Raw genomic sequence first — 25,669 nt, 5'->3', positions numbered from 1 at the left:
ATCCGTCAGACAGGTCCCCGCGCGATGTCAGGAGGCTGCTTAGCTACTGAAAGTAGTTTTATGAGCACGCTACGTAGAATCTCCTGGCGGGGAGGGAATGCTGGCGGCCGCGAAAGGGAGATCTGGCTCTCTTGAAACTCCGGTGCTCGCCGCCGGCCGTACGGTCCATACTGGGGCGCGTGAACCTCGTCGCCTGCTGCCCACGGTGGTGTGATGGTTGAGGAATTGGTCGCGCACGTGCGGGAGGCGTTCGGGTGGGGTGCGGACGTCGTGGTGTCCGCAGGGCCGAGGGGTGCGCTGGGGCAGATCTGGCGCCTGGACGTCGGCCCGGCCCGCTACGCGCTCAAGGAGATCTTCGCCGAGCCGCCGTCGGACGCGCTGATCGAGGCGGAGCTGGCGTTCGCGCGGCGGGCCGCCGAAGCAGGGGTACGGCTGCCGGCCAGCCACCCCGACCGCGATGGGCGCTACCTGCTCGTGGGGCCCGACGGGGCGTTGCTGCGCCTGTACGACTGGGTCGATCTGCGGCCGGTCGAGCTGACGGCGCAGGCCACGCCGGGAGAGCTCGGGGCGCTGCTGGCGCGCCTGCACCGGTGCGCCCCCGCCACGGCGGTGGAGCCGGGCGGCGGGCCGCCCAACCCCTGGTACGACCACGTCCCCGCCGCGCACGAGTTGGCGCAGGCGTCCACGTCGGGCGCGGCGTGGGCCGCCCGGCTCGCCGACCGGCTGACCACGCTGCCCGAGCTGTGCGCGGCGGTCGCGCCGGCCGATCCCGCCGAGCTGATCGTCTGCCATCGCGACCTGCACCCGGAGAACGTTCTGGCCGACCCGACGGGTGCGCTTGTGGTCGTCGACTGGGACAACCTCGGGCCGGCCGCGCCGGGCCGGGAGCTGGCCCAGGCACTGTTCGACTGGTTCTGCGACGACTCGACCACCGACCTGGCCCCCGTGCGCGCCATGTACGAGGCGTACGTGCGCGCGGGCGGGCCGGGACGCATCACCGAGCCGGCGGACTTCACCATGCTGATCGCGTCCCGGCTGAACTTCCTGCTGGTCCAGGCGCGCGTCGCGCTCGACCCGCGAGCCGAGTCGCGGCACCGCGAGTGGGCCGAACGCGAGATCGACGAGGCGCTGCACATCCTGCCGGCCCCGCGGCAACTGGCCGACGTGCTGGAGCTGACCCGCGCCCGCTGATCGGTGTGGGTGTCAGCCGTTGCTCGGCACGAGCCGCCCACGGGAGGCGTGCACGGCGCCGTCGCCAGCGAAGGACACCGACGCGCCACGCCAGTTCACGCCCGGTACGGTCGCGCAGCCGTCGTAGCCGGTGGCCAGGTCGATCGACTTCTGGTCCTTGGCCAGCCGTACCGTCTTACCGGGGAAGCCGAGACCGTTGCCGGCGTTGACCAGGCAGACAGCGTTCTTACCGCGGACGACGAGCTTGGAGTCGACCGCCTCCCCGGCCGCGGCCACGATGAGGGCGGGCTGGTTGGTCTGGACTCCGTCGGCGCCGATCGACCGGGCGTGCTGGAACTGCGCCACCTCCTGGTCGGCCCCGGCGTCGTAGGCATGCGGCATGACGACTGCGCACGAGTCGTGGGCCGCGGCGACGGACTCGGGCGTGTACTCGTCCAGTCGCGAGCCGAACACCTTGAAGACCTGCCCGACCTCGTACAGCAGGAAGCCCGGCTCCCATGTGTCGCGGTTGTAGATGAGCCGGGCACCGGGCTCGGCGACCAGGATCCGCGAGTCGGCCGAGTTGAAGATCGACTCTTCGATGAGGCCGTACTTGCCCACCAGTTCGGCGAGCTTTCCTTCCTCGGTGACCGATCCCTTGATGTCCAGCTCGATGCCGCCGCCGGCCCGCTTGGCGACCGCGAGGATCTCTTCCAGCGAGGCGATCTGCGCCGGGTCGTACGCGCTGCCCTTCCAGGGCTCGTAGTCGGCGGCGTTGAGGGCACGCGCCTCGTCGAAGGTCAGGTCCTTGATGTTGCCGGTGCCGTTGGTCGTGCGGTCGACCGTGGAGTCGTGCAGGGCGACGAAACGTCCGTCGCGGGTCTGCTGGACATCGACCTCGACCAGGTCGACACCGTAGGCGAAAGCGTACTCGTAGGACTTCAGGGTGTTCTCGGGAGCGAGGGTGTTCGCTCCCCGGTGAGCGGAGATCAACACGTCGGCGGAGCCCTGGTCCGGGGTGCCGGCGTTCTCCCAGCGGGCCGGCTCGGGCTTCTCGTCGCACACCGGCTGCTGGGTCAGCGGCTTCAGCGCGGCCAGCGCCTGCCGGTACTGCTCGATCCGGGGGTCGTCGTCGGCGTGCGCGCCGGCGGTGCCCGCGACCAGACCCGCCGTCACCGCGGCGGCGGCGATCAGCGATCGTACGGCTCGGCGTGCAGGGGGGAACGTCATGGCCAATCCTTTCGACGATCTCGGTAACTCGCCGAGTATTCAGGCGCTGCCACACCTCCCGGTGAACCGTTCTTGGCGAACAGACGGCATATTTGCGACCTTTCAGTCGATCATTACGATTTGTCCCCATACGGTGGCTGGACGGTCGGCGCGGCCAGCCAGCGTAGCCAGCCGCCGTGGAGCGCAGCCATCGGACGTCGTCCGGGTTGATGACGTCGAGCGGGTTGAGGTCGATGCCGGCTCGCCACGCAATGGTTACCGCCCCCGGCTGGACGGGGTGTGGCTCGCCCTCGATGTGGCACCGCAGCGTCAACGGGCTGTCGACGGTCCTGGCCGGGCGTCCGTCGTAGTCGTAGCGGTAGCGATCGGGCAGCAGGCACAGCCCGGCGGAGGCTCCGACCTCCAGCAACGCCAGCGGCCCGACAAGGGCCACCGGCGCGTCCGCGCTCGGCCCGCCGACGTTGCTGTAGCTTGTCTCTAGAGTTCAACTCTAGTTATAGTGGTCACCTCAACCCGGCACACGAACGCAGGAGGAAACCATGCAGGCCATTGCCAACACCCAGCACGCGGAGGCGTGGAACGGCTGGGAAGGCGTCAACTGGGCGAACGATGCCGCCCGTTACAACGCGATCGTCGCCGCCTTCAACGACGACTTCTTCCGGGTCGCCGCCATCGAGGCGGACGACCGCGTCCTCGACATCGGCTGTGGTACCGGCCTGGTCACGCTGCTGGCGGCACGCCAGGCGTCCCGAGGGTACGTCGTCGGCGTCGACATCTCGGAACCGATGCTGGAACGCGCTCGCGCCGATGCGGCGGAGCAGGGCATCGCCAATGTCGGGTTCGAGCAGGGGGACGCCCAGGTCCATCCCTTTCCCGGCGGCGGCTTCGACGTCGCGATCAGCCGGGGCGGGGTGATGTTCTTCGGGGACATGGTGGCCGCATTCGCCAACATCCGGCGAGGGCTGCGGCCAGGTGGGCGGCTCACGTTCATGGGCCCGCAGGGCGGTACTCCCGACAGTGACTACGCCCGTGCCACCGCGGCGCTGAAGCCGCTGATGCGCGGGCCGTCGCCCGCCGCGCAGGGGATGGGATCCCTGGTCGACCCGGCCCGCATCCACGAGGTGCTCGATGAGGCCGGGTTCGCCGACGTGGGCGTCACTCCGGTCACTGCGCTGATGGACTACGGTCGCGACGCCACCGCCGCGGCGGAGTTCATCCTCAGCCAGGGACCGGTCCGCTTCAACCTGAAAGGGGTCGACCAGGCCGTCGTCGAACGGGCGCGGGAGGAACTGCGGGCCGGGCTCGGGACGTACGAGACCTCAGAGGGGGTACGCATCCCGGGCGCCGTCTGGCTGGTGAGCGCCACCCGCCCCTGAGCCTGGCCCTTTGAGCGTGGGCGTGGTTCTCGGGTCGGGGGTCAGGCAGGTCGGAGCTGGCGTGTAACAACGATTTATTCTGGCCCTCATCGCCGGGCAACGTCATCGACCGCATCCTGAGTCACACGGCACCAACTGGTTGGGGTGAAATGACACACCTCGCAGACCCTCCGGTCATCCCCCACAAGCCTCTCGATCACGTTTCCGGTTCAACTGACTCCACCTTTTCCCGGCTGCTCAGGTTCGCGCTGGCCAACCTGCGGCGCAGGCCCGAGCGGGCGCTGCTGTCCGTGCTGGGCATCGGGCTGGCGATCGCCGCGGTCGTGGTGGTGCGTACGATCGCCGCCGGACACCAGGACGCGGGCGTCGCCGCGGTCACCAGGGCGGTGGACGGCGCGCCCTACTGGGTGGTCCCGGACGGCGGCGTGCGTTACGGCTCCGGCGCGCTCGTCCCGACCGGGCCGCTGGCCGAGCTGAACGTCCCGCCCGGCTGGAACATCGACATCACCCGCGACGGCGGCTCCGGGTGGGCGACGCTCACCACCGACGCGACCCCGGACGAGGTCGCCGCCGCCACCGGCCTGCGCGTGGTCTCCGATCCGGCCATCGCTCCCATCCCGGGTCAGGGCGGCCTGATCTACGCCACGCGGAACGACGCGGGGCGCGGGTCGTTCGTCGGGTTCGAGCAGAAGTACGCCGCGCTGCTCGGCGGGCAGGTCGAATCCTCCGTGCTCGGCCTGATCGGGCAGGCGGGCCTGGTCCTCGGGTTCGTGATCGCGGTCACCGGGTTCATGGCCTCCGTGCACGAGCGGCGGCGCGAGTTCGGGATCATGTCGAGCGTCGGGCTGTCCGACGAGGTCCTGTACTTCTTCATGGTCGAGTCGCTGCTCGTGTTCGCCGCGGCGTACCTGGTCGGGGTGCTCGCCGGGGGCGTGGTCGTGGCCGTGTTGCTGCCGGCGTTCTTCGGGCTCGGGGCCTGGCTGACGGCGGCGGGGCTGGTCGCCATGTACCTTCCCGCGCTCGGCATCGTGGCCGCGCTCGTCCCCGTCCACCGGTTGCTCCAGCAGCGGCCGGTCGCCCTGCTCGTGGAGCACGCGTGAGGCGGGGGCTGGCGTACGGGTGGCTGGCCGTGCGCCGCAGGAGCCGGGTGCTGGCGTTGCCTGCCGCGACCGTCGCGACGGGGGCGTTCCTGCTCGTGCTGGTGGTCGGGTTGCTCCCCGGGTTGCGCACGCAGGAGTTCGGCGACATGAGCCGGGCCTCCGTGGTCATCGCCGTGCTCGTGCTGCTGGTCGGGGCCGTCGAGGTGGCCATCGCGGCCACCCGGTCGGTGGTGCAGCGGACCAGGGAGATCGGTGTCCTGAGCGCGTTCGGCGTGCCGTACCGGACGATCGTGTGGGGGCTGCTCGCCGAGCCGGTCGCCACGGCGGCGGCCGGGGCGGCGGCGGGGGCGCTGCTCGGGCTCGCCGCGACGGCGGGCATGGCGCTGGGCGGGCTGGCCGACGTGCCGTTCCTGCCCGGGATCGCGCTGCTCGGAGCGCTCGCCGCGGTGTCCGCCGCCACGCTGGCGGCCGCCGCGGCCAGCGCCGTGCCCGCCTGGCGGGCGGCCCGCCGGCCGCCGTTGGCGTCCCTCACCGACTGAAAGGACGATTCGGTGGCAACCGTGCAGGTCGAGAACGCCTGGAAGTTGTTCCAGGTCGGTGACGAGGTGGTCCGGGCGGTCGTGGACGTGAGCCTGACCGCTTCGGAGGGAGAATTCGTCGCGCTGATGGGGCCGAGCGGGAGCGGGAAGTCGACGCTGCTGCACCTGCTCGGCGGGCTGGACCGGCCGACCAAGGGCGAGGTCCACATAGCCGGGCGGCCGACGTCGGGGCTGACCGAGAGCCAGTTCGCGGCGCTGCGCCATTCGACGATCGGCTTCATCTTCCAGTCCTACAACCTGATCCCGTTCCTGTCGGCGGTGGAGAACGTGGAGCTGCCGCTGATGTTCGAGCCCGTCGATCGGGCCTCGGTCCGCCGCCGCGCCCTCGACCTGCTCGACCTCGTGGGGCTGGGGCACCGCGCGAGTCACCGCCCTGGCCGCATGTCGGGCGGCGAGCAGCAGCGGACCGCGATCGCGCGGGCGCTGATCGGCTCGCCTTCGGTGGTGCTCGCCGACGAGCCCACCGCCAACCTCGACCAGCGCACAGGGGAGTCGGTGGTCGCGTTGCTCCAGGACCTGTGCGCCCGGCTGGGCGTGACGGTCGTCGCCTCCACCCACGACCCGATGGTCGCCGGGCACGCCACCCGCGTGCTGCGCATGTCCGGCGGACGGATCACCGAGGAGAACCATGAGTGAATCCCGCCTGCTCAGCGAGATCGTTCCCGACCAGGTGCTGCCGAAGGTCCTGCGCACCTTCGACCTGGTCGCCGTCTACGTGTTCATCATCTTCTTCGTCTCTGGCGCGTCGATCATCGCGGGCGGCGGCTGGGCGTCCATGTCGATGTGGGTCATCGGGTTCGCGGTGTTCCTCGTCCCGGCCGCGCTCGCGGTGCTCGAACTGTCCGGCCTCTGGCCGGCCCAGGGAGGTGTATACGTGTGGGCGTACCACACGTTGTCCGAACGGTGGGCGTTCCTCGGCGGGTTCCTGTCGTGGATCCCGGTGATCCTCTCTGGCATGATCACGCCGGCCGCGGCGGTGTCGTACCTGTCGCTGGCCTTCGGCTGGAACCTCAGCCTGACCGCCAACATCGTGCTGCAGCTCGTGCTGCTGTGGGCCTGCGTCGCCTTCGCGCTGCGCCGGTTGCGCCTCACCCAGAACGTCTCCAACGGGGTGTTCGTCTTCTACGCCCTGCTCGTGATCGGGGTGTTCGTCGCGGGCCTGGCGGTGGCGCTGGGCAACGGCGGCCCCGCCGTGCCGGTCGAGAACCTGGTCACGGTGGACTTCGGCACGTACGGGTGGATCTTCGGCATCGTGCTGCTCTACCTGGTCGGCGTGGAGACGCCGTTCAACATGGGCGCGGAGTTCACGCAGGGGTCGAGCGCCAAGCGCATGGTGTGGGCGGGCTCGGTCGCGCTCGCCGTCGGCTACCTGCTGGCGACCGCGGGCGTCCTGTTGTCCACCCCGGCCGACAAGATCGACCCGGTCACGGGCGTGGCCCGGGTGTTCGGGGAACTCGGCGCGGGCTGGCTGCAGTCGGTCGCGGCCGTCGGCATCGCGCTGATCAGCCTGACCGCCTTCACGATCTACCAGTCGGCGTACTCGCGGCTGGTGTTCGTCTCCGGGCTGGAGAAGCACCTGCCGCGCCTGTTCACCCACCTCAACGCGCGCACCAGGAACCCGGTCACGGCGCTGCTCATCCAGGGGGCGATCTCGTCGGTCGGGGTGGTCATCCTGTACTCGCAGCAGTCGCTCACGACCGTCTTCCTCAGCCTCCAGGGCGCGCTGACCGTTTTGTGGCTCGCGTCCGGCTACTTCTTCCTCGTCCCGGTCATCGTCGCGAGGTTCCGGTACGCCGACCGGTACGCGAACGACACCTTCTGGCGCATTCCCGGCGGCCGGACCGTGGCTATCGTCGTATCCGGGATCGGGATCCTCGCCACCACGGCCGGCATCTACTACACCTTCACCCTCCCGTTCAGCCCCGACGTCCCGGCCGGTACGTGGATGCTGAACCTCGCGGTCATCTGCGGCGTCACGCTGGTGGTGGCCGGGCTGGTCTACTTCTTCGGCCGCCGCTCGGCCTCCCGGCTCTCGGAGGACCAGCGGCTGGCTCACCTCGCGACGCTCGGCACGGAAGGAACCCCGCAATGACCATCAGCATCTCTGTACGCCACCCGCTCGCCCCGCTCACCGAGGAGGAGGCCGCGGCGGCCTGCCGGGCGGCGCTGGCGTCCGGCGCGGTGGACCCGGGGGCGCGCATCGCCTACTGCGCGCTCGCCGAGCCCGCCAAGCAGGCCGTGCTCGGCTGGGACGGCACGCCGCTCCCGCGCGAGGTGACGGTGGTCACCTACGAGAAGAAGATCGGCAGGACCAGCATGGTCACGGTCGGCCTGCCCGACGGGGCGCTCGTGTCCTGCGAGCACGCCCCCGCGGCGCAGCCGCCGATCATGCTGGAGGAGTGGCTGGCCAACGCCGAGACGGTGCGCGCGGACCCGGGATTCCAGGCGGCGTGCGCCAAGCGCGGGGTCACCGACATGTCGGTGGTCCAGATCGACCCCTGGCCGGCGAGCAACTTCGGGCTGCCCGTGGACGGCGAGGGCCGCCGGCTCGCCCGCTGCGTCGCGTACGTGCTGGACGGGCCCGGCGACAACGCCTACGCGCACCCGATCGAGAACCTCGTCGTAGTGCTCGACCGCGACACCGGCGAGATCGTGGAACTCCAGGACGGCGCGGTGATCCCGGTGCCGCGCGCGTCCGGCCGCTACGACTCGGGCACGCGCGAGCTGGCGCCGCTGCAGATCGTCCAGCCCGACGGGCCCGGCTTCACCGTGGACGACGGCGCGCTGCGCTGGGGGCCGTGGCAGCTGCGGGTGTCCATGCACCCCATCGAGGGCCTGGTGTTGCACGAGATCTGCTACGTCGAGGGCGAGCGCGTCCGCCCCCTCGTCTATCGCGCCAGCCTGTCCGAGATGATCGTCCCGTACGGCTCGACCAGCATGAACCACTGGTGGAAGAACGCCTTCGACGCCGGCGACGTCGGCCTCGGCAAGATGGCCAACGCACTCGAACTCGGCTGCGACTGCCTCGGCGAGATCGTCTACCTGGACGCGGTCATGGTGAACGAGGACGGCGTGCCCGCCACGCTGCGCAACGCGATCTGCCTGCACGAGGAGGACTACGGCATCCTCTGGAAGCACTTCGACATGATGGCGGAGAAGTCGGAGGTCAGGAGGTCGCGGCGGATGGTCGTGTCGTTCGTCGCGACCGTCGGCAACTACGAGTACGGCTTCTTCTGGTACTTCTACCTCGACGGCACCATCCAGGCCGAGGTCAAGCTCACCGGCATCATCCAGACGCAGGCCGTCGTCCCCGGCACCACCGCCCCCTACGCGAACCTGGTGACCCCCGAGCTCGCCGGGCCGCACCACCAGCACCTGTTCAACTTCCGGCTCGACATGTGCCTCGACGGCACGCTCAACTCCGTCTACGAGATCGACGCCGACCGTGTCCCCGTGGGGCCCGACAACCCGTACGGGAACGCCTTCACCGCCACCGCGACGTTGCTGAAGACCGAGGCGGAGGCGCAGCGCATGGCCGCTCCCGAGAAGGGCCGCTACTGGAAGATCGTGAACCACGGGTCTCGGAACGCCGTGGGGGAGCCGGTGGCGTACAAGCTGGTGCCGACGCACGTCGGGCCCGTGCTGCTCGCCGACGACTCGGCGTCGATCAGCAAGCGGGCGGCGTTCGCGACCAAGCACCTGTGGGTGACTCCGTTCGGCGCGGACGAGCGCAGGGCGGCGGGCGACTTCCCCAACCAGCACCCTGGCGGTGCGGGGCTGCCCGAGTGGACCGCCGCCGGCCGGCCGGTCGTGGACACCGACATCGTGCTCTGGTACACCGCCGGCACCACCCACTTCTGCCGCCCGGAGGACTTTCCGGTGATGCCGGTCGAGTACACCGGCTTCACGCTCAAGCCCGCCGGCTTCTTCGACCGCAACCCCGCCATCGACCTGGCCCCCACCGTCATGCCGGGAGGCCACTGCGATCGCGGGGCGGCGTACCATTCCTGACCTCTTGGGCGAAGTGTCACGTTCGCGCCCACCGGGGGACGCCTGATGGTCGGCTGCGGTCGCTGCGATGTCGGGGTGAACTCTGACCCCTTGCACCGTCGCGGCTTCCTCACCGGCATCGGCACCGTCGCCGGGCTGGCCGCTCTCAGCCAGGTCCCGCTCGAAGGCACCGCGCTCGCGGCGCCGCCCCTGCGCGGCGGCGAGTACCCGTTCAAACTCGGCATCGCCTCGGGCGACCCAACGCCCGGCGGCGTGGTGTTGTGGACCCGGCTCGCGCCCGACCTGTTCAGCCCCGACGGCGGCATGCCGAGCCGTGCGGTGCCGGTCGAGTGGCAACTCGCGCTGGACGAGAACATGCGGAAGGTCGTCAAGCAGGGCACCGTGTCGGCGCTGCCCGAGCTGGCGCACTCGGTGCACGTCGAGGTGGACGGGCTGCAGCCGGAGCGGCACTACTACTACCGCTTCCGCTACCGCGGCGACGTCTCCGAGGTGGGCCGCACCCGTACCGCGCCCTCCGAGCACGGCGGGCGGGGCGCGCTGAGCTTCGCCTTCGCCTCCTGCCAGGACTGGACGCACGGCTTCTACTCGGCGTACCGGAGCATGGCCGAAGAGGACCTCGACCTGGTGATCCACCTCGGTGACTACGTGTACGAGTACGGCGTGCCGGCCGACGGCGGCCTGCGCAAGACCCCGACGCCGGACGTGCTGCGCGACGGCCCGCAGGACCTCGACCGCTGGCGCATGCAGTACGCCCTGTACAAGTCGGACCCGGACCTGCAGCGCACCCACGCCCGCTTCCCGTGGCTGGTCACCTGGGACGACCACGAGGTGGCGAACGACTACGCCGGCGCGTACGGCCCGATCGACGCGAACCGGGCCGCGGCCTACAAGGCGTGGTACGAGCACCAGCCCGTGAGCCGCCGGTCGCTGCCCCGCGCGGACGGCTCGCTGCTGCTCTACGGCCGCTCCGCCTGGGGCCGCCTGGCGCAGATCGACCTGCTGGACACCCGGCAGTACCGCAGCGCGCCGCCGTGCGGCTGGGGCGAGGCCCCCGCGTGCGAGGCCGGGAACGACCCGGCCAAGGGCACCATGCTCGGCACGACGCAGGAGAAGTGGCTGCTGGACGGGCTGCGCGGGTCGAAGGCCCGGTGGAACGTGATCGCGACGAGCGTGATGATGGCCCGGCTGGACCACGACGGCCCGACCGGCGACATCATCTGGCACGACGCCTGGGACGGCTACCCGGCCTCGCGCAAGGCGATCACCGACACGTTCGTCTCGGCCAAGGTCCGCAACCCCATGCTGGTCGCCGGTGACTGGCACTCGACATTCGTCAACGACATCCACCAGGACTTCGACCGGCCCGACTCGCCGGTCGTGGCGACGGAGTTCGTCGGCACGTCGATCTCCACCAACGGGGACGAAGAGGTCTACGGGCCCTACTACGGGCCGATGATCAAGTGGAACCCGCACATCAAGTTCTTCGACGGTGACCGCCGCGGCTACGTCACCTGCCGCCTTGACGACCGCGAATGGCGTACCGACCTGCGCATGGTGCCCACCGTCAGCCGGGCCGACGCCGCCGCCACGACGTTCGCCTCGTTCGTCGTGGAGGACCGCCGCCCGGGGGCGGTCAGGGTCTAGCGTCGCTGGTACGGCGGAGCCGCGCGCTCCGCCGTACCGGAGACTAGACCGGTGACTTCGCGCGGCGGGACGTGACGACATACGCCGCGCTGACGATCACGAAGAACGGGACGCCCGCCCACCACGCCGGCCGCAGCGGCTCGATGAACAGCGTCGAGACGAGCACGGCGGCGAGGAAGAGCATCACCACCACCGACGTGACGGGCGCGCCCCAGAGCCGGACCGGAGACTCCGGCAGCCCCTGCGCGGCGCGAGTGCGCCGGAAGGCGTAGTGCGTCACCAGGATCAGCAGCCACACCACCAGCGCCCCGAACACCGACACGCCGAACAGCGCCAGGTACGCCTCGCTCTCGCTGGCCGCCGAGACACCCGCGGCGAGCGCCAGGCCGAGTGCTGAGAGGGCGAGCGCGTTGCGCGGCACGCCGGCGGCGCTGAGCCGGCCGGTCCAGGCGGGGGCGTACCTGTTGGCGGCGAGCGAGTGCATCATCCTGGTGGTCAGGTAGAGGTTGGTGTTGGCGCTGGACAACGCGGCGGTCAGCACCACGAAGTTCATGATGGTCGCCGCGGCCGGGACGCCGGCGGCCGAGAACACCCGGACGAACGGGCTCTCGGTGACGGAGCCGCCCTGGGCGGTGGTGGTCCACGGCACCACGGTGAGCACGATCGCGATGGCGAGCACGTAGAAGAGCGCCAGCCGGGTGACCATGCGGCGGGCGGCGCGCGGGATGTCGCGCACCGGGTTCTCCGACTCGGCCGCGGTGACCGAGACGACCTCGGTGCCGATGTAGCTGAACAGCACGAACACCATGGCCAGGAACAGCCCGCTCATCCCGTTGGGCAGGAAGCCGTCGTGCGCGGTGAGGTTCGAGACGCCGGTGGCCTCGGCGCCGGGGAGGCCGACGGTGATGAGGAGCACGCCGAGCAGGATGAACACGATGATGGCGACGACCTTGATCATCGCAAACCAGTACTCGACCTCGCCGAACAGCTTGACCGCGGCGGCGTTCATGACCAGCACGACGGCCGAGAAGACCACGACCGGCAGCCACAGCGGCAGCGACGGCCACCAGAACTGGACGTAGATCCCGGCCGCGATGACCTCGCCGCCGATGGCGATGACCTGGATCGTCCAGTACGTCCAGCGGACCACGAACCCGGCCCACGGGCCCAGGTACCGGTGCGCGATGACCCCGAAGGCGCCCGCCTCGGGATGGACGACGACCATCTCGGCCAGCGACCAGCCGATCACCAGGGCGACGCCCGCGCAGATGACGTAGGCGACGATGGTCGCCGGACCGGCCTGGGAGATCGCCAGGCTGGAGCCGAGGAACAGCCCGGTGCCGATCGCGCCGCCCAGCCCGATCATGGTGAGCTGGCGCCCGGTCAGCCTGCGCTGCAGGCCGGATTCGTTGTCCACAAGAGACCTCTCGAGGGGGTGATCAGCTCCTGCGGCAGGCGCTGATGGCTGCGACGGCCGCGTCCACGTCGGACCGGTCGTTGTAGTAGTGGAAGGACAACCGCAGCAGGTCGCCCCGCGGCGCGGTCCAGATGCGGCGCTCGGCCAGCCTGGCGGCCAGCCCGTTCGGGTCGTCGTCGCGGATGGCCACCTGCGGGCCGCGCGCCCCGACCGGGCTCGCCACCCGCTCGCCAGCCGCCGCCAGCCGCTCCGCCAGCTCCTCGACCAGGCTAGACACATGCTCCTGTACGGCGTGCAGGTCGACCCGCTCGATGAGGTCGAACCCGGCGTTGGCCGCGTACGCGGACGGGATGGGCGGCGTGCCGGTCTCGAAGCGCCGGGCGTCGCCGGGGAAGTCGAGCAGCCGGGTGTCGAACGCGAACGGGTCGGTGCGGCCGAACCAGCCGGTGAGCTCGGGCTCGCGCTGCTGCTCCATGCCGCCGCGGACGTAGAGGAACGCGATGCCGGGCAGGCCGAGCAGGTATTTGAGCGATCCGGACGCCAGGTAGTCGCAGCCGAGCCGCTTGACGTCGATCGGGGTGACGCCGGTGCCCTGGTAGGCGTCCACGAACACCCGCGCGCCCTGGTCGTGCGCCAGCCGTACGACGTCCTCGACCGGGAGGCGGGCGCCGTTGCGGTAGGTGTGCAGCGGCACGGACACCAGGTTGACGCTCTCGTCGATGACCTGCTCGTACGCCTCGGCCGCGACGTTCTCGCCGGTGTCGGCGGCCACCCTGACCTTGGCGCCGCGCTGGCCCTGGGCCAGCCACACGTGCGCGATCGACGGGAACTCCAGGTCGTTGGTGACGATGCCGGGGCGGTACGACCAGTCGAGCGACGAGGCGGCCTGGAAGGCGGCCTCCGAGGCGCACGACAACACGGCCACCTCGTCCGCCTCTGCGCCGATGAGCCGGGCGAACCGCTCCCTGGCCCGGCCGACCTCCGCCATCCACGACTCCCAGGGGGCGCCCCTGTCCCGCAGCGAGTGGCCGATCTCCTGGAGCGCGTACGCGAGCCGCGACGACAGGGCGCCCTGGCTGCAGCTCGCCAGGTGCACGGCGTCGACCAGGGAGGGGAACTCGGCCCGGAACTGGGTGGCATTCAACATGTACGACATTTCGGGCACCATATCCGGCGGGATTTAACCAGGTCAATACGCCTTTAATAGCATTAACGCCGCCAGGGTAGGATCGGCGGGTGATTGGCGCCAGGATCCGTGAGCTCCGTACCGAGCGCGGGCTGACCCTCGCCCAGCTCGCCGCGGCGGCGGGCGTGTCGAGCGGGCTGATCAGCCAGGTCGAGCGCGACCTGGCCGATCCGAGCCTGGAGACGCTCAGGAAGATCGCGAAGGTGCTGGACCTGCCGCTCTTCAGCCTGTTCCGGGAGCCCGACGCGACCGCCGTGGCCGTGGTCCGGCGGGACGGGCGGATGCTGGTCAGGTCCCCGGCCGGCGGGGTCACCTACACCCGCGTGTCGCCCGGGCACGGGCGGCTGGAAGTGCTGGAGGGCCACCTGGTGCCCGGCGGGTCGTCGGCCGCCGAGCCGTGGTCGCACCCGTCCGAGGAGTGCGTGCTCGTGCTGCGGGGGCGGCTCGTCGTGGAGGTGTCCGGGGTCGAGCACGTGCTGGCGGCCGGGGACAGCTGCTACTTCGACTCGTCGCTGCCACACCGCTACCTGAACCCGGGCACGGAACCGGCCGACTTCCTCGTGGCCGCCACCCCGCCCAGCTACTGAGGCCGTCATCTGGTGGTCATGTCAGCAACGCGCGGAGGCGCCGGCCGTCCAATGCGTGCGCGGTGATCCCGTCGCGGCCCGCCATGGTGCCCGCGGCGATCAGCGCGTTCACGATGGCTTCCTCGGTGGCCTCGACGACGGCATCGAACAGGGGCGTGATGTGGGCGTCCGCCAGCATGGTGACGGGCTGGTAAAGCGGTATGCCGGCACCGAAGTCACTCGGTTGGAGTGCGTTTCCGGTGGAGAAGGCGAGGAACAGATCGCCGCTGAGGTGCTCACCCACTCCACCCAGGCGGGCGACCCCGAGACCCGCGCGCTGGGCGAGGCGGGTCAGCTGGTGGGGCAGCAGCGGCGCGTCGGTGGCGACGACGACGATGATCGAGCCCTCGCCCTGTCTCGGCGCTCCCTGGAGCTCGGGCGGTTGGGGAACGGGCACCTGCTCGCCGTTGATGATCTGACCGACCGGCACACCGTTGACGACGAGCCGCTCTCGCCGCCCGTGGTTGGCCTGCACCAGCACTCCGACGGTGTAGCCGCCGCGTTCTTCGTGCACGATCCGTGAGGCGGTGCCGATACCCCCCTTGAAATCGTGGCAGATCATTCCGGTCCCGCCACCGACGTTGCCCTCGGCCACCGCTCCACCGGCGGCGTTGTCGAAGGCTTGGAGGACGTGCTCGGGTCTGACATGGAAGCCGTTGACGTCGTTGAGGACCCCGTCCCACGTCTCAGCCACGACCGGCAGGCTGAAGAACGGTTGGGTGAGATCGCGATCCCGCACCTCCACGGCGACCAGCGCGTCCCGGACGACGCCGACGCTGTGGGTGTTCGTCAGTCCGATGGGGGTCGTCAGGCGCCCCATCTCGGCTATCCAATGCGTGCCGGTCATCTCGCCCGCACCGTTCAAGCGGTGGTAGCCCGCGAAGACCGGATGCTCCCAGAGCTGCTCGGCCCGTGGCCTGATGACGGTGACCCCGGTGCGTACCGGGCCGTGGCCGACCCGCAGACCTCCGGCACCCGAGATGAGGGTGGTATGCCCCACCATGACCCCGGCCACGTCGGTGATCGCGTTGTGCGGCCCGGGACGGCCGGTGCCGATCACGATCCCGAGGTCCCGGGCTCGTGCGATTGGATCACCTGTCGGGAAGGGCATTGCGATCTCCAGTCCGCCGAGTACGTTGCCGAACCAATGTTGCCTCGATAAGGGTGCAGCGGCGCACAGCGTCAGTCGCGCGACATGAGGTTGACCTCAAGGGCTGTTGAGGTAGCAGGCTGATGGCATGATCTTTACCGACGCGGAATACGCGTACCTCGTCGAGCATCCCCTGGGACGCCTGGCCACCATCGGCCCCGGCGGAGCGCCGCACCTCCACCCTGTCGCATTCAGGCTCAGCCCAGGCACCGCGACCATCGATATTGGCGGTCCCGCCTTTGCCCGCAGTCAGAAGTATCGCAACGTCCGGGCCGATCCGCGGGTCTCGTTCGTCGTCGACGACGAGTCGAAGGAACCCAATCCCTTTGGCCAGCGGGGCAGAGGCATCGAGATCCGGGGCCGCGCCGCGATCGTGTCCCTCGACCAGCCGCTGATGGTGTTCTTCGACGACGAGATCTTCCGCCTGCAGCCGCGACGGATCGTCGCATGGAACATCGACGAGCCCGGTTACAACTCCCGCAACGTGCACTGACGCGGATTCGCCGTGGTCCTGACCTTGATTGCCCGCTGGTCGCACCGTACCGGCTGGTCAGAGGCCCATCGGCTGGCGCTCGCCGGGGGAGCCATGCTCACCTATGCCTGGCACTGCTTTCCCTGGAAAACGATCGCGCCCGCGAGCCCGGCGGTCGACCTGGTCGGCGACATCGTCTTCACGACGGGAGCGGTCGCCCTGCTCGTGGTCACCGCACTCCGGCTACGCCGCCGGGGTGAATCAGCGCCCCTTATCGTGGGGCGTCGGCGATCTGGGTGACGAGGATGTCGAGCCGTTCCTCCTGGCCGACCAGTGCCTCGTGCCCGCCCACGGATGGACGATCCTCCAGGGCGCATGATCTCCCTGCCCGCATCCTCCCGAGGATGCGTGGGGTCAGGCGAGGAGCAGGATGGCCACGCCGAGCGTGAAGTCGAGGACGGCGCAGAACTCGGCGAGCGAGCGGGTCACGACCTCGCCCTTCCGCCAGACGACCACGTCCAGCGTGGCGTGGCCGATCAGGGCCGCGGCGACGAGGTAGCCGCCGAGCTCGGGGGACATCGACAGCGCGACCAGAGCGGCCGCGCCGAAGACCAGCATGGCCGGGAACTGCGCGGCGGTGAGCCAGGGCTTGTGCAGCAGACCGCCCACCAGGCCGAGGACGGTGATGGAGACCGCGCTGGCGACCAGCGCGGGCCACGGATCCACGTCCAGCAGTCGCAGCAACGTCACCGCCACCAGAGAGATGCCGAACAGAGGCCAGACCACGCCCGGCCTGCCGACCACCGCCGTGGCCAGGTAGATGAGCGCTGCCAGGAACACGATGAGCGCCGAGCTGCGGCCGTCCTCCATGTCCAGGGCGTTGAAGACCATGAACAACAGGCCGCACCAGGTGGGCCACCGGTGCGCGAGGGCCAGCAGCACGCGGCTCACCGGGGACGGCGGCGTCTCGACCGGGGTGCCGGGTGCGGAAGGGATGTCAGCCATGGCCCCGACTATCGCCACCCCGCCGGATGGCCGGCGAGGTCCCGGGTCCAGGAGGTCCAAAATCTTGGGAGCATGGTCCGGTTGACGGGCATGGACGAGCGGCGCCCACACCCGCAGCGACGACATCGCCGGAGTATCGCGAGACGCCTACTGCCCGGTCAGGGTGAACGGCGCCCAGTAGAACGGATGCGCGTAGGGACGTTCGTCGCCGTCACCGCCGAGCGCCAGGTCCGAGTACGCGTCCACGAACTGGCCGTGCCCTTCCTCGATCCGCTGCTCGTACACCGCGGCCAGCGAAGCACGGGTGCTGTCGCGCAGCCAGAGCTGTGCCGCCCGGAGCGCGGCCGCCGGGTCCTGATCGCGCTGTCGCAGGTTTTCGTAGAAGCGCTGCATCAGCAGCGCGGTGCTGCGGTCGTCCACCGCCCACAGGCTGCTGACCACGGCCGCCGCTCCGGCTTGCAGGAACACATTGGCCAAGCCTTCGAACTCGTCCCAGGGAAGACTTTCGTCCACCATGCCGGTGTCGCAGGCCGACAGGCAGACCAGCCGCACCTTGTGCAGGTCCTGCAGCAGGATGTCCTGGAACGACAAACCCTCGTTCCAGAGATGCAACACCGGCGGCGGCGACCAGGCCATGCGGAAGATCGCGCCGCCGAGCGCCCACGCCGCACCGTGGCAGGCGAGGTGCACGATCGACGCGCCGGCCAGCTGGCGGAGTACTTGCTTCCGGCTCGCCTGTTCGTCCAGCAATATCGTGCTCGATCCGAGCGCGGCGCCGATCAGGTCGAGTTCGTCCTTGACGCTCGGCAACGGCGGCAACTCCTCGTAGCGGGTGACTCCGGCGAGGAGAGCCGGGCCCCTGATCGTACGGGCCGTGCCGCGTCGTTTCGACACCGCCAAGACGTACGCCGACGGCGCATAGGTGACCGTGACGTCGTCCATGAAGGAGCGAGCCGGGCCGGGGCCGCGTGGGGCGGCGGCGTGGAGCGGCAAGAACTGCAGCCCGGCGGTGGGAACGAAGGTGACCCGGGATATCCCGAGCTCTCGCAGTCTGTCCCACAGTCTGCCCGCGAAGGTGTCCCACAGGTCGCCGCAGACGTCCAGCATGACGGTGCGCCAGAGCTCTTGCTGCATCGCACCGTCATTGCGGTGCTGGTACGCGTGCAGCCATCCGGGCGACGTGTCGCCGCCGCCAAGCCATCGGTCGATCTCCGCGGCGGTGTTCTCAGGGAGTTCGAGCACGTTTTCCGGCGCGACGTGCCGGTCCGCGGCGGTCAGGATGAAGATCGTGCTTCCGACCGGACCGATGAGGGGCACGACCAGAGCGGTTCCTGGTTCGTCGGGGGCGATCTCCGAGAGCTCCGGCCTCTTCGGTGCCGCGTGGCGCCGTTGGCTGCGCTGGATCCGGTCCACGATCGTGTTGCGCCGCGCGCGCAGGACCCCCAGCCGGTCGTTGCCCTCGACGGAGCTCATGCCGCCGTATTGGGCGGACTCGAGTTCCTGGATCCTCCGGGTGATGCGGGCGAGTTGCCGGCGTTGCGCGGCGGTCAGCGCGGCGCCGTCGGGGTCGGTCCATTGCAGCGTCTCGGCGAGTAGCCGAGCTCGGCCGGACTCCAGGGCGATGACGGCCTCGTCAAGATTTCCCCTCCGGTAGTGGGAGTAGGCCAGACCGTGCGCCAGGTCCGATATGTCGCTCACGGCGGCGCGCCGCCCGGTCATGGTCTTCGCCTGGTTCACCCCTGCGAGCGCGAGCTCCAGTGCCTCCTCGAAAGACGCCGCCGCGCTCTCCCATCGGCCCGCGTCCAGCTGGAGAAAGGCCGGCTCGATCAGGGCCGTCAGACGCATGGCCGCGTGTTCCGAGCGGGTCAGCGCGTCGAGCGCGGAGGCGAAATGGGACAGTGCGACGTCGATGGCGTCGCTGCCACCGTCGAGCGCCAGTCGCGCCATCGCGGCCTGGACCTGCGCCCACTGCGTCGGGTTGTCGTCCGGGCTCAGGTGCCGCACGGCCAGCGAGTAGTGGTCCAGTGCCTTCTCGCGGAAATCGGTGCCGTCGCGGCGCAGACAGTAGTTGCCGAGCTGCTCGTGAACCGCGGCGATCCCGACGGCCCAGCCGATCCGGGCGTACCCGTCCAAGGCTTTCTGGAGATGCTCCGCGGCGTCGGTCCAGGGTGTGTCGTCGCGGCCGGCGGCCGGCCGCAGCAGTGTCTTTCCGATCTCCAGGTGGACGTCCGCCCAGGTGCGTGTCTCCTCACGGCCGTCGAGCTGACGCAACGCGTCGCGGAAGAAGTAAAGGGCGGTGTCGTGATCGATCACCCCTAGGCCCTGGGCATCGCTCCGGTCCCGGTACGCCTTGCCGCGCAGCATCCGCGTCATGGCTCGAAGCTCGGTGTCCTCCTCGTCGTCCAGGTCCACGGAGTCGGTGTGTACCAGGATGCGGCTGAGGTTCTCCTCTCGCGAGCCCAGCACACGTTCGTCGTACGCGATCGCCAGCAGCGCCCTGACCCGCTCGGACTCACTGATGAGATGATCGTCCGCGGTGCCGCGGAACGGGCGGTGGTACAGGAACCGCAGTGCCGCGTCGTACCACTTGATGGCCTGCTCGACGTTGTCCGCCCGTACCCCTGCCTGCCGTGCCATGTAGGCCTTGCCGAGGCTCACCAACGCCTCCGCTTTCGTCACGGCGTCCTCGCCCGTCTTCACCTTCCTCAGCAGCGCAACCGCGTCGCGGAACTGCCGGATGGCCTCGTCGGGGCTCGCCTCGAGCCGCTCGCGGGCCTGGCGGACGAGGTCGGCGGCGCTACCCGGAGACACGGTACGACTCGGTCAGCCGCCAGCGCGCCTCGCCCGCCGGAACGATGCTGGAGAGGGCTTCGAGCGTTTTCAGCGCCTTGACGAACCCGGTCGGCGTGAACGGCTCCAGCCCGAACTCCCGGCGATGCTGGTCGGACGCCGCCCGCAGCTCGGCTTCGGTCGCGGTCTTGTCGTCGCGGTCGCCGGCCGTCTGGATGAAGGACCAGAACAGGCTGGCCTCGTCCTCGCCGATCGCCGTCGTGGTCGACGCCATCAGGGACTGAACGACGGTGAGCACGCTTGCCGCGATCACCACCGGGCTCGGATTTCCGAGAATGGCCTGCAGCGAGACCGCGGCCGACGACCCGATCTTGATCAATTCGAGGAAGTCCAACCGGAAGTTCTTCAGTTTGAAGCTCTTGCCGCCGCCCACGCCACCCGGTCCGAGAGTGACTCCGCGTTCCGATGAGGACGAGGTGGCCGGCGGTGCGTCCAGATCCAATGCCGCCAGCACCTGTGGAACAGCGCCCAGGCCGAGCACGGCGTCCTGGGCCGCCAGCCGCCCGCCCAGCATTTCCCGGCCGGCGGCGGACCGGGAAAGCAGGCGAATCACGGCAACCGTGGCAGCGGGATGGTCGGAAGAACGGGTGGAATCGGCCAGGATCGCGATCGCGGAGTCGAGTTCGGGGCGAATCTCCCGCCACTCGGCGGGAGCCAGGCGATCCGCCAACGTGGGGTAAATCCGGCTGACCGCGATGAGGAGCAGCGCCGGGGATCTGACCGAAGCGGTCGCCATCGTTCCTCCTGCGGTTCAGGCACCACGGCTACGGATCAATCCGCATCGTCCTCCGCCCATCGTGACGACGTCAACGAGGGTGTCCTTGAAAGTTTCACCGGCCTGGAGCTGTCGTCGCAGATAGCCGGGCCGCACTGGTCACGACGATTGAGGTCCGGTCGCCTCGATGCCTACGGTGCTGGCATCCGCACACGATGATCCGGTCAAGGAGTCCGTCATGCGCGCCCGTCTCGTTCCGGCCCTGATCTTGGCGCTGCTCGCACTGGTCATCAGCGCTCCCGAGGCACGTGCCCAGGTGGTGGGCGGCTTCGACTTCTCCAGAGCTGAGGTCTCCGTCACGGGCCTGCAGGTCCCGTGGGGACTGGCGTTCCTGCCGGACGGCAGCGCGCTGGTCTCCGAGCGGAACACGGCACGGATCCTCCAGGTACGGCCCGGCCAGACGCCTGTCCAGGTGGCCACGATCAACGGGGTGAGCGCCTCGGGCGAGAGCGGCCTGCTCGGCATCGCGGTGTCGCCCGCGTACGCCCAGGACGGCTGGGTGTACGCCTACTTCACCAGCACCAGCGGAGACAACCGCCTGGTCAGACTCCAGCTGAACGCCCCTCAGACGCAGACGGTGATCTTCTCCGGGGTTCCGAGCGCCACCATCCACGACGGCGGCCGCCTAGCCTTCGGGCCGGACGGCATGCTCTACATCGGGACCGGCGACGCCAGCAACACCGGCAACGCCCAGAACCTCAACACTCCCGCCGGGAAGATCCTGCGCATGACGCCCACCGGCGGGATCCCTGCGGACAATCCGTTCGCCGGTTCCCGCGTCTGGAGCTACGGGCACCGCAACGTACAGGGTCTGGCCTGGGACTCCCAAGGCAGGATGTACGCCGCCGAGTTCGGCCAGAACACCTGGGACGAGATCAACCAGATCGTCCCAGGCGGTAACTACGGCTGGCCCACCTGCGAGGGCACCTGCGGCAACACCTCCTTCCGCAGCCCGATCGTCACCTGGACCACCGCCGAGGCGTCGCCGAGCGGACTGGCCTACGCCAACAACACCCTCTTCGCCGCCGGGCTGCGCGGTCAGCGGCTCTGGACGGTGCCGCTGACCAGCAGCGGAACAGCGGGCACACCGCTGGCCGAGCTCCAGTCCGCCTACGGACGGCTCCGCGCGGTCGCGGCCGGACCGGACGGCTGGCTCTGGGTGACCACCAGCAACCGGGACGGCCGCGGCACCCCCGTAGCCCAGGACGACCGCATCATCCGCATCCCGCCGGCCACCGGCCAGAACGACCCCACCCCGCCGACCGCGCCGGGCAACCTGGCCGCCTCGGGAACGACCTCCACCAGCACCACCCTGGCGTGGACCGCCTCGACCGACAACGTCGGCGTGACCGGCTACGACATCCTGCGCGCGCCCGGTTCCTCCGGCGGCGCCTTCACGCAGGCGGGCACCTCGGCGACCACTTCGTTCACCAACACCGGACTGACGCCGAACACCACCTACCGCTACCAGATCCGCGCCCGCGACGCGGCAGGCAACCTGTCCCCGGTGTCCAACACGGTCACGGTCACCACCTCAGGCGCCACCACCGGCGGATGTACGGCGACACCGACCACCCAATCCCAGTGGGGAAACGGCTACGTGATCCAACCGGTCACGGTCGCCAACGCCGGCACGTCCGCGGTCACCGGCTGGACGGTGACGTTCACGCTGCCCAGCGGTCATGCCATCACCGGCTCCTGGAACGCCGCACTGACCATCAGCGGCCAGACCGTCACGGCCAGGAACGCCGGGCACAACGGCACGCTCGCCGCCGGCCAGAGCACCACGTTCGGCTTCCAGGCCAGCCGCCCCAACGGCAACGCCCAGACGCCCTCCGGCTACCAATGCACGAGCCCCTGACCTTAAAGCGCACTACGGCACCACCCTCTACGCCCGGGATCGCGGCGGCGGGTCAGTCCGCGCTGTGCGCGGCGTTCTTGCGCGCGCGGTAGGCGGCCACGTTCGACCGGTTGCCGCAGGTCTCGTAGGAGTCCCAGCGTTGGGTACGGCTGCGGGTGGTGTCGTAGAACACGTGCCGGCACAGATCGTTGGCGCAGGCGCGGATGCGGGACCAGGAGCCGGCGGCGATGAGCTCGGCCACCGCCAGCGTGATCCCGCCGGCCACCGGATCGCCGGACGCCGGCCGCAAGCGCACCTGGCCAGGCGCCGAGAAGGCGTGCCTGACCGTGACCTCCGAGATGTGCTCGGTGAGGTCGGCCCACCCTCGCTCCGTGTTGGGCTCGGCGATGATCGCCATCAGGTCCGAGCGCAGTGCGCGGATCTCGTCGAGCCGCCGCGGTGCCGGCGGCACCCCCTCCGGTTGGCCGAAGGGGTGCAGGATCGCGCCCGCCGTCTCGGGGTCGTCGAGGGTGTCCGGCAGCAGCGGCGTGGCGTGCGGCCGCGAGTTGAGCAGGTCGACGATCGCCGCCGCGGCGGCGGGGATCCGAGCCGCCGAGCCGCCTGATGTCTCGCTACCAGCCACCCCGCCATCCTACGACAGGATCTAACCACCGAAGACCTTTACGAGCGGAGCGCACGCGTGGTACATCTGTAATCGTCATTTATGAGAAGCCCATTACGGGCTCGTGTGATCTTCAAGGGGCACCACCACCATGAGCAAGCTCACGCTCACCGAGGTCGGCACCGACTTCGACCAGACCGTCCGCCTGGACGACCGTCACGACCTCACGCTCGGCGACGAAGATGTGCTCGTCGCGATCGAGGCCGCCCCCATCAACAACGCCGACGTGCTGTTCGCGGCCGGCTGGTTCGGGGTCTACCCGCAGGTTCCGAGCGCGCTGGGCGCCGAGGGCGTCGGGCGGGTTCTGCGCGCCGGCCCCCGGGCGGACCAGGCGCTCGTCGGCCGGCGCGTGCTCGTCCTGCCGACGTTCCAGCACGGCACCTGGGCGGACGAGACCGTCGTGCCCGCCGGCCACGTCGTCCCCGTGACCGACCGGGCCGACGCCCTGCAACTCGCCATGCTGCCCGTCAACCCGGCGACCGCCCACGCCCTCCTGCACGACTACGTCTCCCTCGAACCGGGCGACTGGATCGGCCTGAACCTGGCCAACTCCGCCGTCGGCCAGTACGTCATCGCGCTCGCCAAGCGCGCCGGGGTCAAGACCCTCGCCGTGGTACGCAGGGAAGAGGCGGCCAAGCGCGTGCGGGAGCTGGGGGCCGACCTCGTGGTGATCGACGGCGAGAACCTCGGCGACCGCATAGCCGAGGCCCTGGACGGCGCGCAGCTGCGCCTGCTCCTCGAGGGCACCGGCGACCCCCTGCAGGTCGCCGAGCTGGTGCGCGCGGTCGAGCCGGGCGGCAGCGTGGTCACCTTCGCCGCGGCCACCGGCCAGGCGCCGGCCCTGCCGCTGCCCGACCTGATCTACCGCGGGATCTCACTGCGTGCCTTCTTCATCCTCAACTGGCTGCGCGACACGCCGCACGAAGAACTGGAGCGCATCTACGGCGAACTCGCCGACCTCGCCGAGCAAGGCGTGATCCGCGCCACGGTAGAGGCGACCTACCGGCTGCCGGAGTACCGCGAGGCCCTCGCCCACGCCCAGCGGGCCGAGCGCTCCGGGAAAATCCTGTTCACGCCCGGCCGCGCGGCCGCATAGCCTGCCGAAACCATCCACAGCGCGACCCGCCGGTGGCGGTCGCGCTGCGGACGTACCGCCTCGACGGCGCGATCTGGGCTGCGCGGGGTGGAACAGGTTCAGTGATCGGCGCGCAGGGCCTCGGCGGTGTAGCCCGCGATCTCCTTGTACCGCCGGGAGATCTGGGCCAGTTCCTCCACCTTGATCACGTCGTCGATGGAGTCGAACGGCCGGTCCCCGGTCCGCTGCCACACCTCCCGGATGATCACGTCTGGTGGCATGGTCCGGTTGGCCAGCACGACCTGGGCGGTCGCGGGCAGCCGCTCCGCCTCGTACGCGCGCAGCGCGGTCACCGGGTCCGGCGCGGCGGTCAGGTGGTCGCGGAGCGCCCTGGCGTCGAGGATCGCCTGGCCGGCGCCATTGGAGCCGCGCGGCACCATCGGGTGGGCGGCGTCGCCGAGCAGGGTGATCCGGCCCTCGCTCCAGTGGTCCAGCGGGTCCTGGTCCACCATCGGGTACTCCAGGACGGTCTCGGAGGCCCGCATCATCGCCGGCACGTCGAGCCAGTCGAAGTGCCAGTCCTCGAAGGCGCCGATGAAGTCCTCCAGGTGGCCGCGCCGGTTCCAGTCCCTTTGCAGGTGGCGCGGGGTCTGGATCTCGACGACCCAGTTGATGAGCTGGTCGCCGTCCGGCAGGTTCCTGATCGGGTAGGTGACGAGCTTGCCCTGATCGATCCAGCCGGCCCGCACCATGCTCGCCCCGGACAGGAACGGCCCGCCCTTGGTCACTCCCCGCCACATGTTGATGCCGGAGTAGCGCGGCTCGCCCTCGTCCGGGTGGAACTGCTTGCGCAGCACCGAGTGGATGCCGTCGCAGGCGACCAGCACCCGGGCCCGCACGGGGGGCAGCTCGTCGCCGCCGGGCCCGGTGAAGTGGGCGGTCACGCCGCTCTCGTCCTGCTCCGCCCGTACGCACCGGTGCCCGAGCACCACCGCGTCCGCGCCGATCCGCTCCCGCACCGCCGCCAGCAGGACCGCGTGCAGGTCGCCGCGGTGGATCGAGTACTGCGGATGCTCGTACCCGGCGTGCCGGCCGGCCGGCTCCCGGTAGATGAGCTGGCCGAAGCGGTTGAAGAACACCGATTCCTGGGTGACGACGCCGACCCTGCCCAGTTCCTCGCCGAGGCCGAGCCGGTGCAGGACGCGCGAGGCGTGCGGCAGCAGGTTGATGCCCACGCCCACCGCGCCGACCTCGGGCACGGCCTCGTAGACGCGGCAGCCGATTCCGGCGTCGCGCAGTTCGAGCGCGAGCACCAGGCCGGCGATGCCGGCGCCGACGATGAGGACCTCGTCCTCGACCGAGGGGCTGGCGGGATCGGTGGACCGTCGCGGCATGAAGACTCCTGGCTCCTGTGCTGGGTGCGCCGGCCGGCGGGGGATGGGCCGTACCGGCACTGGCGCC

General features: G+C 70.3%; 22 protein-coding genes and 1 pseudogene. 13 read left to right on the top strand and 10 right to left on the bottom strand.

Features of this window, described 5'->3' with window-relative positions:
- The first annotated feature begins 213 nt into the window (after positions 1-213).
- The gene (locus ACFLIM_RS33905) at positions 214-1,191 is read left to right on the top strand and encodes a phosphotransferase enzyme family protein (RefSeq protein WP_393172451.1); all 978 of its coding nucleotides are present in this window, start codon (positions 214-216) and stop codon (positions 1,189-1,191) included.
- A gap of 12 nt (positions 1,192-1,203) precedes the next feature.
- Here the strand turns inward: ACFLIM_RS33905 and ACFLIM_RS33900 are convergent, their stop codons facing one another.
- Both ACFLIM_RS33900 and ACFLIM_RS33895 read right to left on the bottom strand, forming a co-directional pair.
- Complete coding sequence (locus ACFLIM_RS33900) at positions 1,204-2,400, bottom strand: glycerophosphodiester phosphodiesterase (RefSeq protein ID WP_393172450.1); 1,197 nt, start codon at positions 2,398-2,400, stop codon at positions 1,204-1,206.
- Positions 2,401-2,590: 190 nt separating this feature from the next.
- Positions 2,591-2,833 (bottom strand): annotated as a pseudogene (locus ACFLIM_RS33895) (DUF2332 family protein); the annotation flags it as partial.
- Between the two features lie 106 nt (positions 2,834-2,939).
- Here ACFLIM_RS33895 and ACFLIM_RS33890 point away from each other — a divergent pair.
- The 7 genes from ACFLIM_RS33890 to ACFLIM_RS33860 all read left to right on the top strand — a co-directional run bounded on the left by ACFLIM_RS33890 (position 2,940) and on the right by ACFLIM_RS33860 (position 11,130).
- Complete coding sequence (locus tag ACFLIM_RS33890) at positions 2,940-3,776, top strand: class I SAM-dependent methyltransferase (RefSeq protein ID WP_393172449.1); 837 nt, start codon at positions 2,940-2,942, stop codon at positions 3,774-3,776.
- A 149-nt stretch (positions 3,777-3,925) separates the two neighbouring features.
- Positions 3,926-4,876 (top strand): FtsX-like permease family protein, encoded by a 951-nt coding sequence (locus ACFLIM_RS33885; RefSeq protein ID WP_393172448.1) that lies wholly within the window; start codon positions 3,926-3,928, stop codon positions 4,874-4,876.
- A complete protein-coding gene (locus ACFLIM_RS33880) occupies positions 4,873-5,415 on the top strand; it encodes an FtsX-like permease family protein (RefSeq protein WP_393172447.1) in 543 nt (180 codons plus the stop codon). The genes ACFLIM_RS33885 and ACFLIM_RS33880 overlap by 4 nt, the downstream gene beginning before the upstream one ends.
- Positions 5,416-5,427: 12 nt before the next feature.
- On the top strand, positions 5,428-6,111 hold the full coding sequence (locus ACFLIM_RS33875; RefSeq protein WP_393172446.1) for an ABC transporter ATP-binding protein: 684 nt from the start codon (positions 5,428-5,430) through the stop codon (positions 6,109-6,111).
- Positions 6,104-7,567 (top strand): APC family permease, encoded by a 1,464-nt coding sequence (locus ACFLIM_RS33870; RefSeq protein WP_393172445.1) that lies wholly within the window; start codon positions 6,104-6,106, stop codon positions 7,565-7,567. Before ACFLIM_RS33875 ends, ACFLIM_RS33870 begins: the two co-directional genes overlap by 8 nt.
- Positions 7,564-9,486, top strand: coding sequence for a primary-amine oxidase (locus ACFLIM_RS33865; protein ID WP_393172444.1), 1,923 nt, complete (start codon positions 7,564-7,566; stop codon positions 9,484-9,486). The genes ACFLIM_RS33870 and ACFLIM_RS33865 overlap by 4 nt, the downstream gene beginning before the upstream one ends.
- A gap of 75 nt (positions 9,487-9,561) precedes the next feature.
- Entirely contained in the window at positions 9,562-11,130 is a 1,569-nt protein-coding gene (locus tag ACFLIM_RS33860) for an alkaline phosphatase D family protein (RefSeq protein ID WP_393172443.1), read from the top strand.
- Between the two features lie 43 nt (positions 11,131-11,173).
- On the opposite strand, the gene ACFLIM_RS33855 is transcribed toward ACFLIM_RS33860, so the two are convergent.
- Together ACFLIM_RS33855 and ACFLIM_RS33850 are read right to left on the bottom strand one after the other, a co-directional pair.
- On the bottom strand, positions 11,174-12,547 hold the full coding sequence (locus ACFLIM_RS33855) for an amino acid permease (RefSeq protein ID WP_393172442.1): 1,374 nt from the start codon (positions 12,545-12,547) through the stop codon (positions 11,174-11,176).
- Between the two features lie 22 nt (positions 12,548-12,569).
- Complete coding sequence (locus tag ACFLIM_RS33850) at positions 12,570-13,703, bottom strand: aminotransferase class V-fold PLP-dependent enzyme (RefSeq protein WP_393172441.1); 1,134 nt, start codon at positions 13,701-13,703, stop codon at positions 12,570-12,572.
- An 80-nt stretch (positions 13,704-13,783) separates the two neighbouring features.
- Here ACFLIM_RS33850 and ACFLIM_RS33845 point away from each other — a divergent pair, with 80 nt between their 5' ends.
- Positions 13,784-14,320: a helix-turn-helix domain-containing protein gene (locus tag ACFLIM_RS33845; RefSeq protein ID WP_393172440.1), complete on the top strand. Its 537-nt coding sequence runs from the start codon at positions 13,784-13,786 to the stop codon at positions 14,318-14,320.
- Positions 14,321-14,336: 16 nt separating this feature from the next.
- Here ACFLIM_RS33845 and ACFLIM_RS33840 read toward each other — a convergent pair whose 3' ends face one another.
- The gene (locus ACFLIM_RS33840) at positions 14,337-15,419 is read right to left on the bottom strand and encodes a DmpA family aminopeptidase (RefSeq protein WP_393172439.1); all 1,083 of its coding nucleotides are present in this window, start codon (positions 15,417-15,419) and stop codon (positions 14,337-14,339) included.
- A gap of 178 nt (positions 15,420-15,597) precedes the next feature.
- On the opposite strand from ACFLIM_RS33840, the gene ACFLIM_RS33835 reads away from it, so the two are divergent.
- Positions 15,598-16,002, top strand: a complete 405-nt coding sequence (locus tag ACFLIM_RS33835; protein ID WP_393172438.1) for a PPOX class F420-dependent oxidoreductase — start codon at positions 15,598-15,600, stop codon at positions 16,000-16,002.
- 12 nt (positions 16,003-16,014) lie between these two features.
- On the top strand, positions 16,015-16,281 hold the full coding sequence (locus ACFLIM_RS33830; protein ID WP_393172437.1) for a hypothetical protein: 267 nt from the start codon (positions 16,015-16,017) through the stop codon (positions 16,279-16,281).
- A 114-nt stretch (positions 16,282-16,395) separates the two neighbouring features.
- Here the strand turns inward: ACFLIM_RS33830 and ACFLIM_RS33825 are convergent, their stop codons facing one another.
- The 3 genes from ACFLIM_RS33825 to ACFLIM_RS33815 form a co-directional block, all read right to left on the bottom strand.
- Positions 16,396-16,986: a hypothetical protein gene (locus ACFLIM_RS33825; protein WP_393172436.1), complete on the bottom strand. Its 591-nt coding sequence runs from the start codon at positions 16,984-16,986 to the stop codon at positions 16,396-16,398.
- 147 nt (positions 16,987-17,133) lie between these two features.
- Complete coding sequence (locus ACFLIM_RS33820; protein WP_393172435.1) at positions 17,134-19,797, bottom strand: CHAT domain-containing protein; 2,664 nt, start codon at positions 19,795-19,797, stop codon at positions 17,134-17,136.
- Positions 19,784-20,572 carry a hypothetical protein gene (locus ACFLIM_RS33815; RefSeq protein ID WP_393172433.1) on the bottom strand — a complete coding sequence of 263 codons (789 nt, stop codon included), beginning with the start codon at positions 20,570-20,572 and terminating at the stop codon, positions 19,784-19,786. The genes ACFLIM_RS33820 and ACFLIM_RS33815 overlap by 14 nt, the downstream gene beginning before the upstream one ends.
- A gap of 217 nt (positions 20,573-20,789) precedes the next feature.
- Between ACFLIM_RS33815 and ACFLIM_RS33810 the strand changes: the two genes are divergently transcribed.
- A complete protein-coding gene (locus tag ACFLIM_RS33810) occupies positions 20,790-22,472 on the top strand; it encodes a PQQ-dependent sugar dehydrogenase (RefSeq protein WP_393172432.1) in 1,683 nt (560 codons plus the stop codon).
- A 52-nt stretch (positions 22,473-22,524) separates the two neighbouring features.
- On the opposite strand, the gene ACFLIM_RS33805 is transcribed toward ACFLIM_RS33810, so the two are convergent.
- Positions 22,525-23,094 (bottom strand): CGNR zinc finger domain-containing protein, encoded by a 570-nt coding sequence (locus ACFLIM_RS33805; protein ID WP_393172431.1) that lies wholly within the window; start codon positions 23,092-23,094, stop codon positions 22,525-22,527.
- 130 nt (positions 23,095-23,224) lie between these two features.
- On the opposite strand from ACFLIM_RS33805, the gene ACFLIM_RS33800 reads away from it, so the two are divergent.
- A complete protein-coding gene (locus ACFLIM_RS33800) occupies positions 23,225-24,229 on the top strand; it encodes a zinc-dependent alcohol dehydrogenase family protein (RefSeq protein ID WP_393172430.1) in 1,005 nt (334 codons plus the stop codon).
- A 98-nt stretch (positions 24,230-24,327) separates the two neighbouring features.
- Here the strand turns inward: ACFLIM_RS33800 and ACFLIM_RS33795 are convergent, their stop codons facing one another.
- On the bottom strand, positions 24,328-25,602 hold the full coding sequence (locus tag ACFLIM_RS33795) for a flavin-dependent oxidoreductase (protein WP_393172429.1): 1,275 nt from the start codon (positions 25,600-25,602) through the stop codon (positions 24,328-24,330).
- Positions 25,603-25,669 lie beyond the last annotated feature (67 nt).

It is taken from the genome of Nonomuraea marmarensis, from assembly GCF_043197025.1.
GTDB classification, from domain to species: Bacteria; Actinomycetota; Actinomycetes; order Streptosporangiales; family Streptosporangiaceae; genus Nonomuraea; species Nonomuraea marmarensis.
The sequence above is the reverse complement of the archived record's forward strand: the minus strand, read 5'-3'. Positions and strand labels throughout refer to the sequence as shown.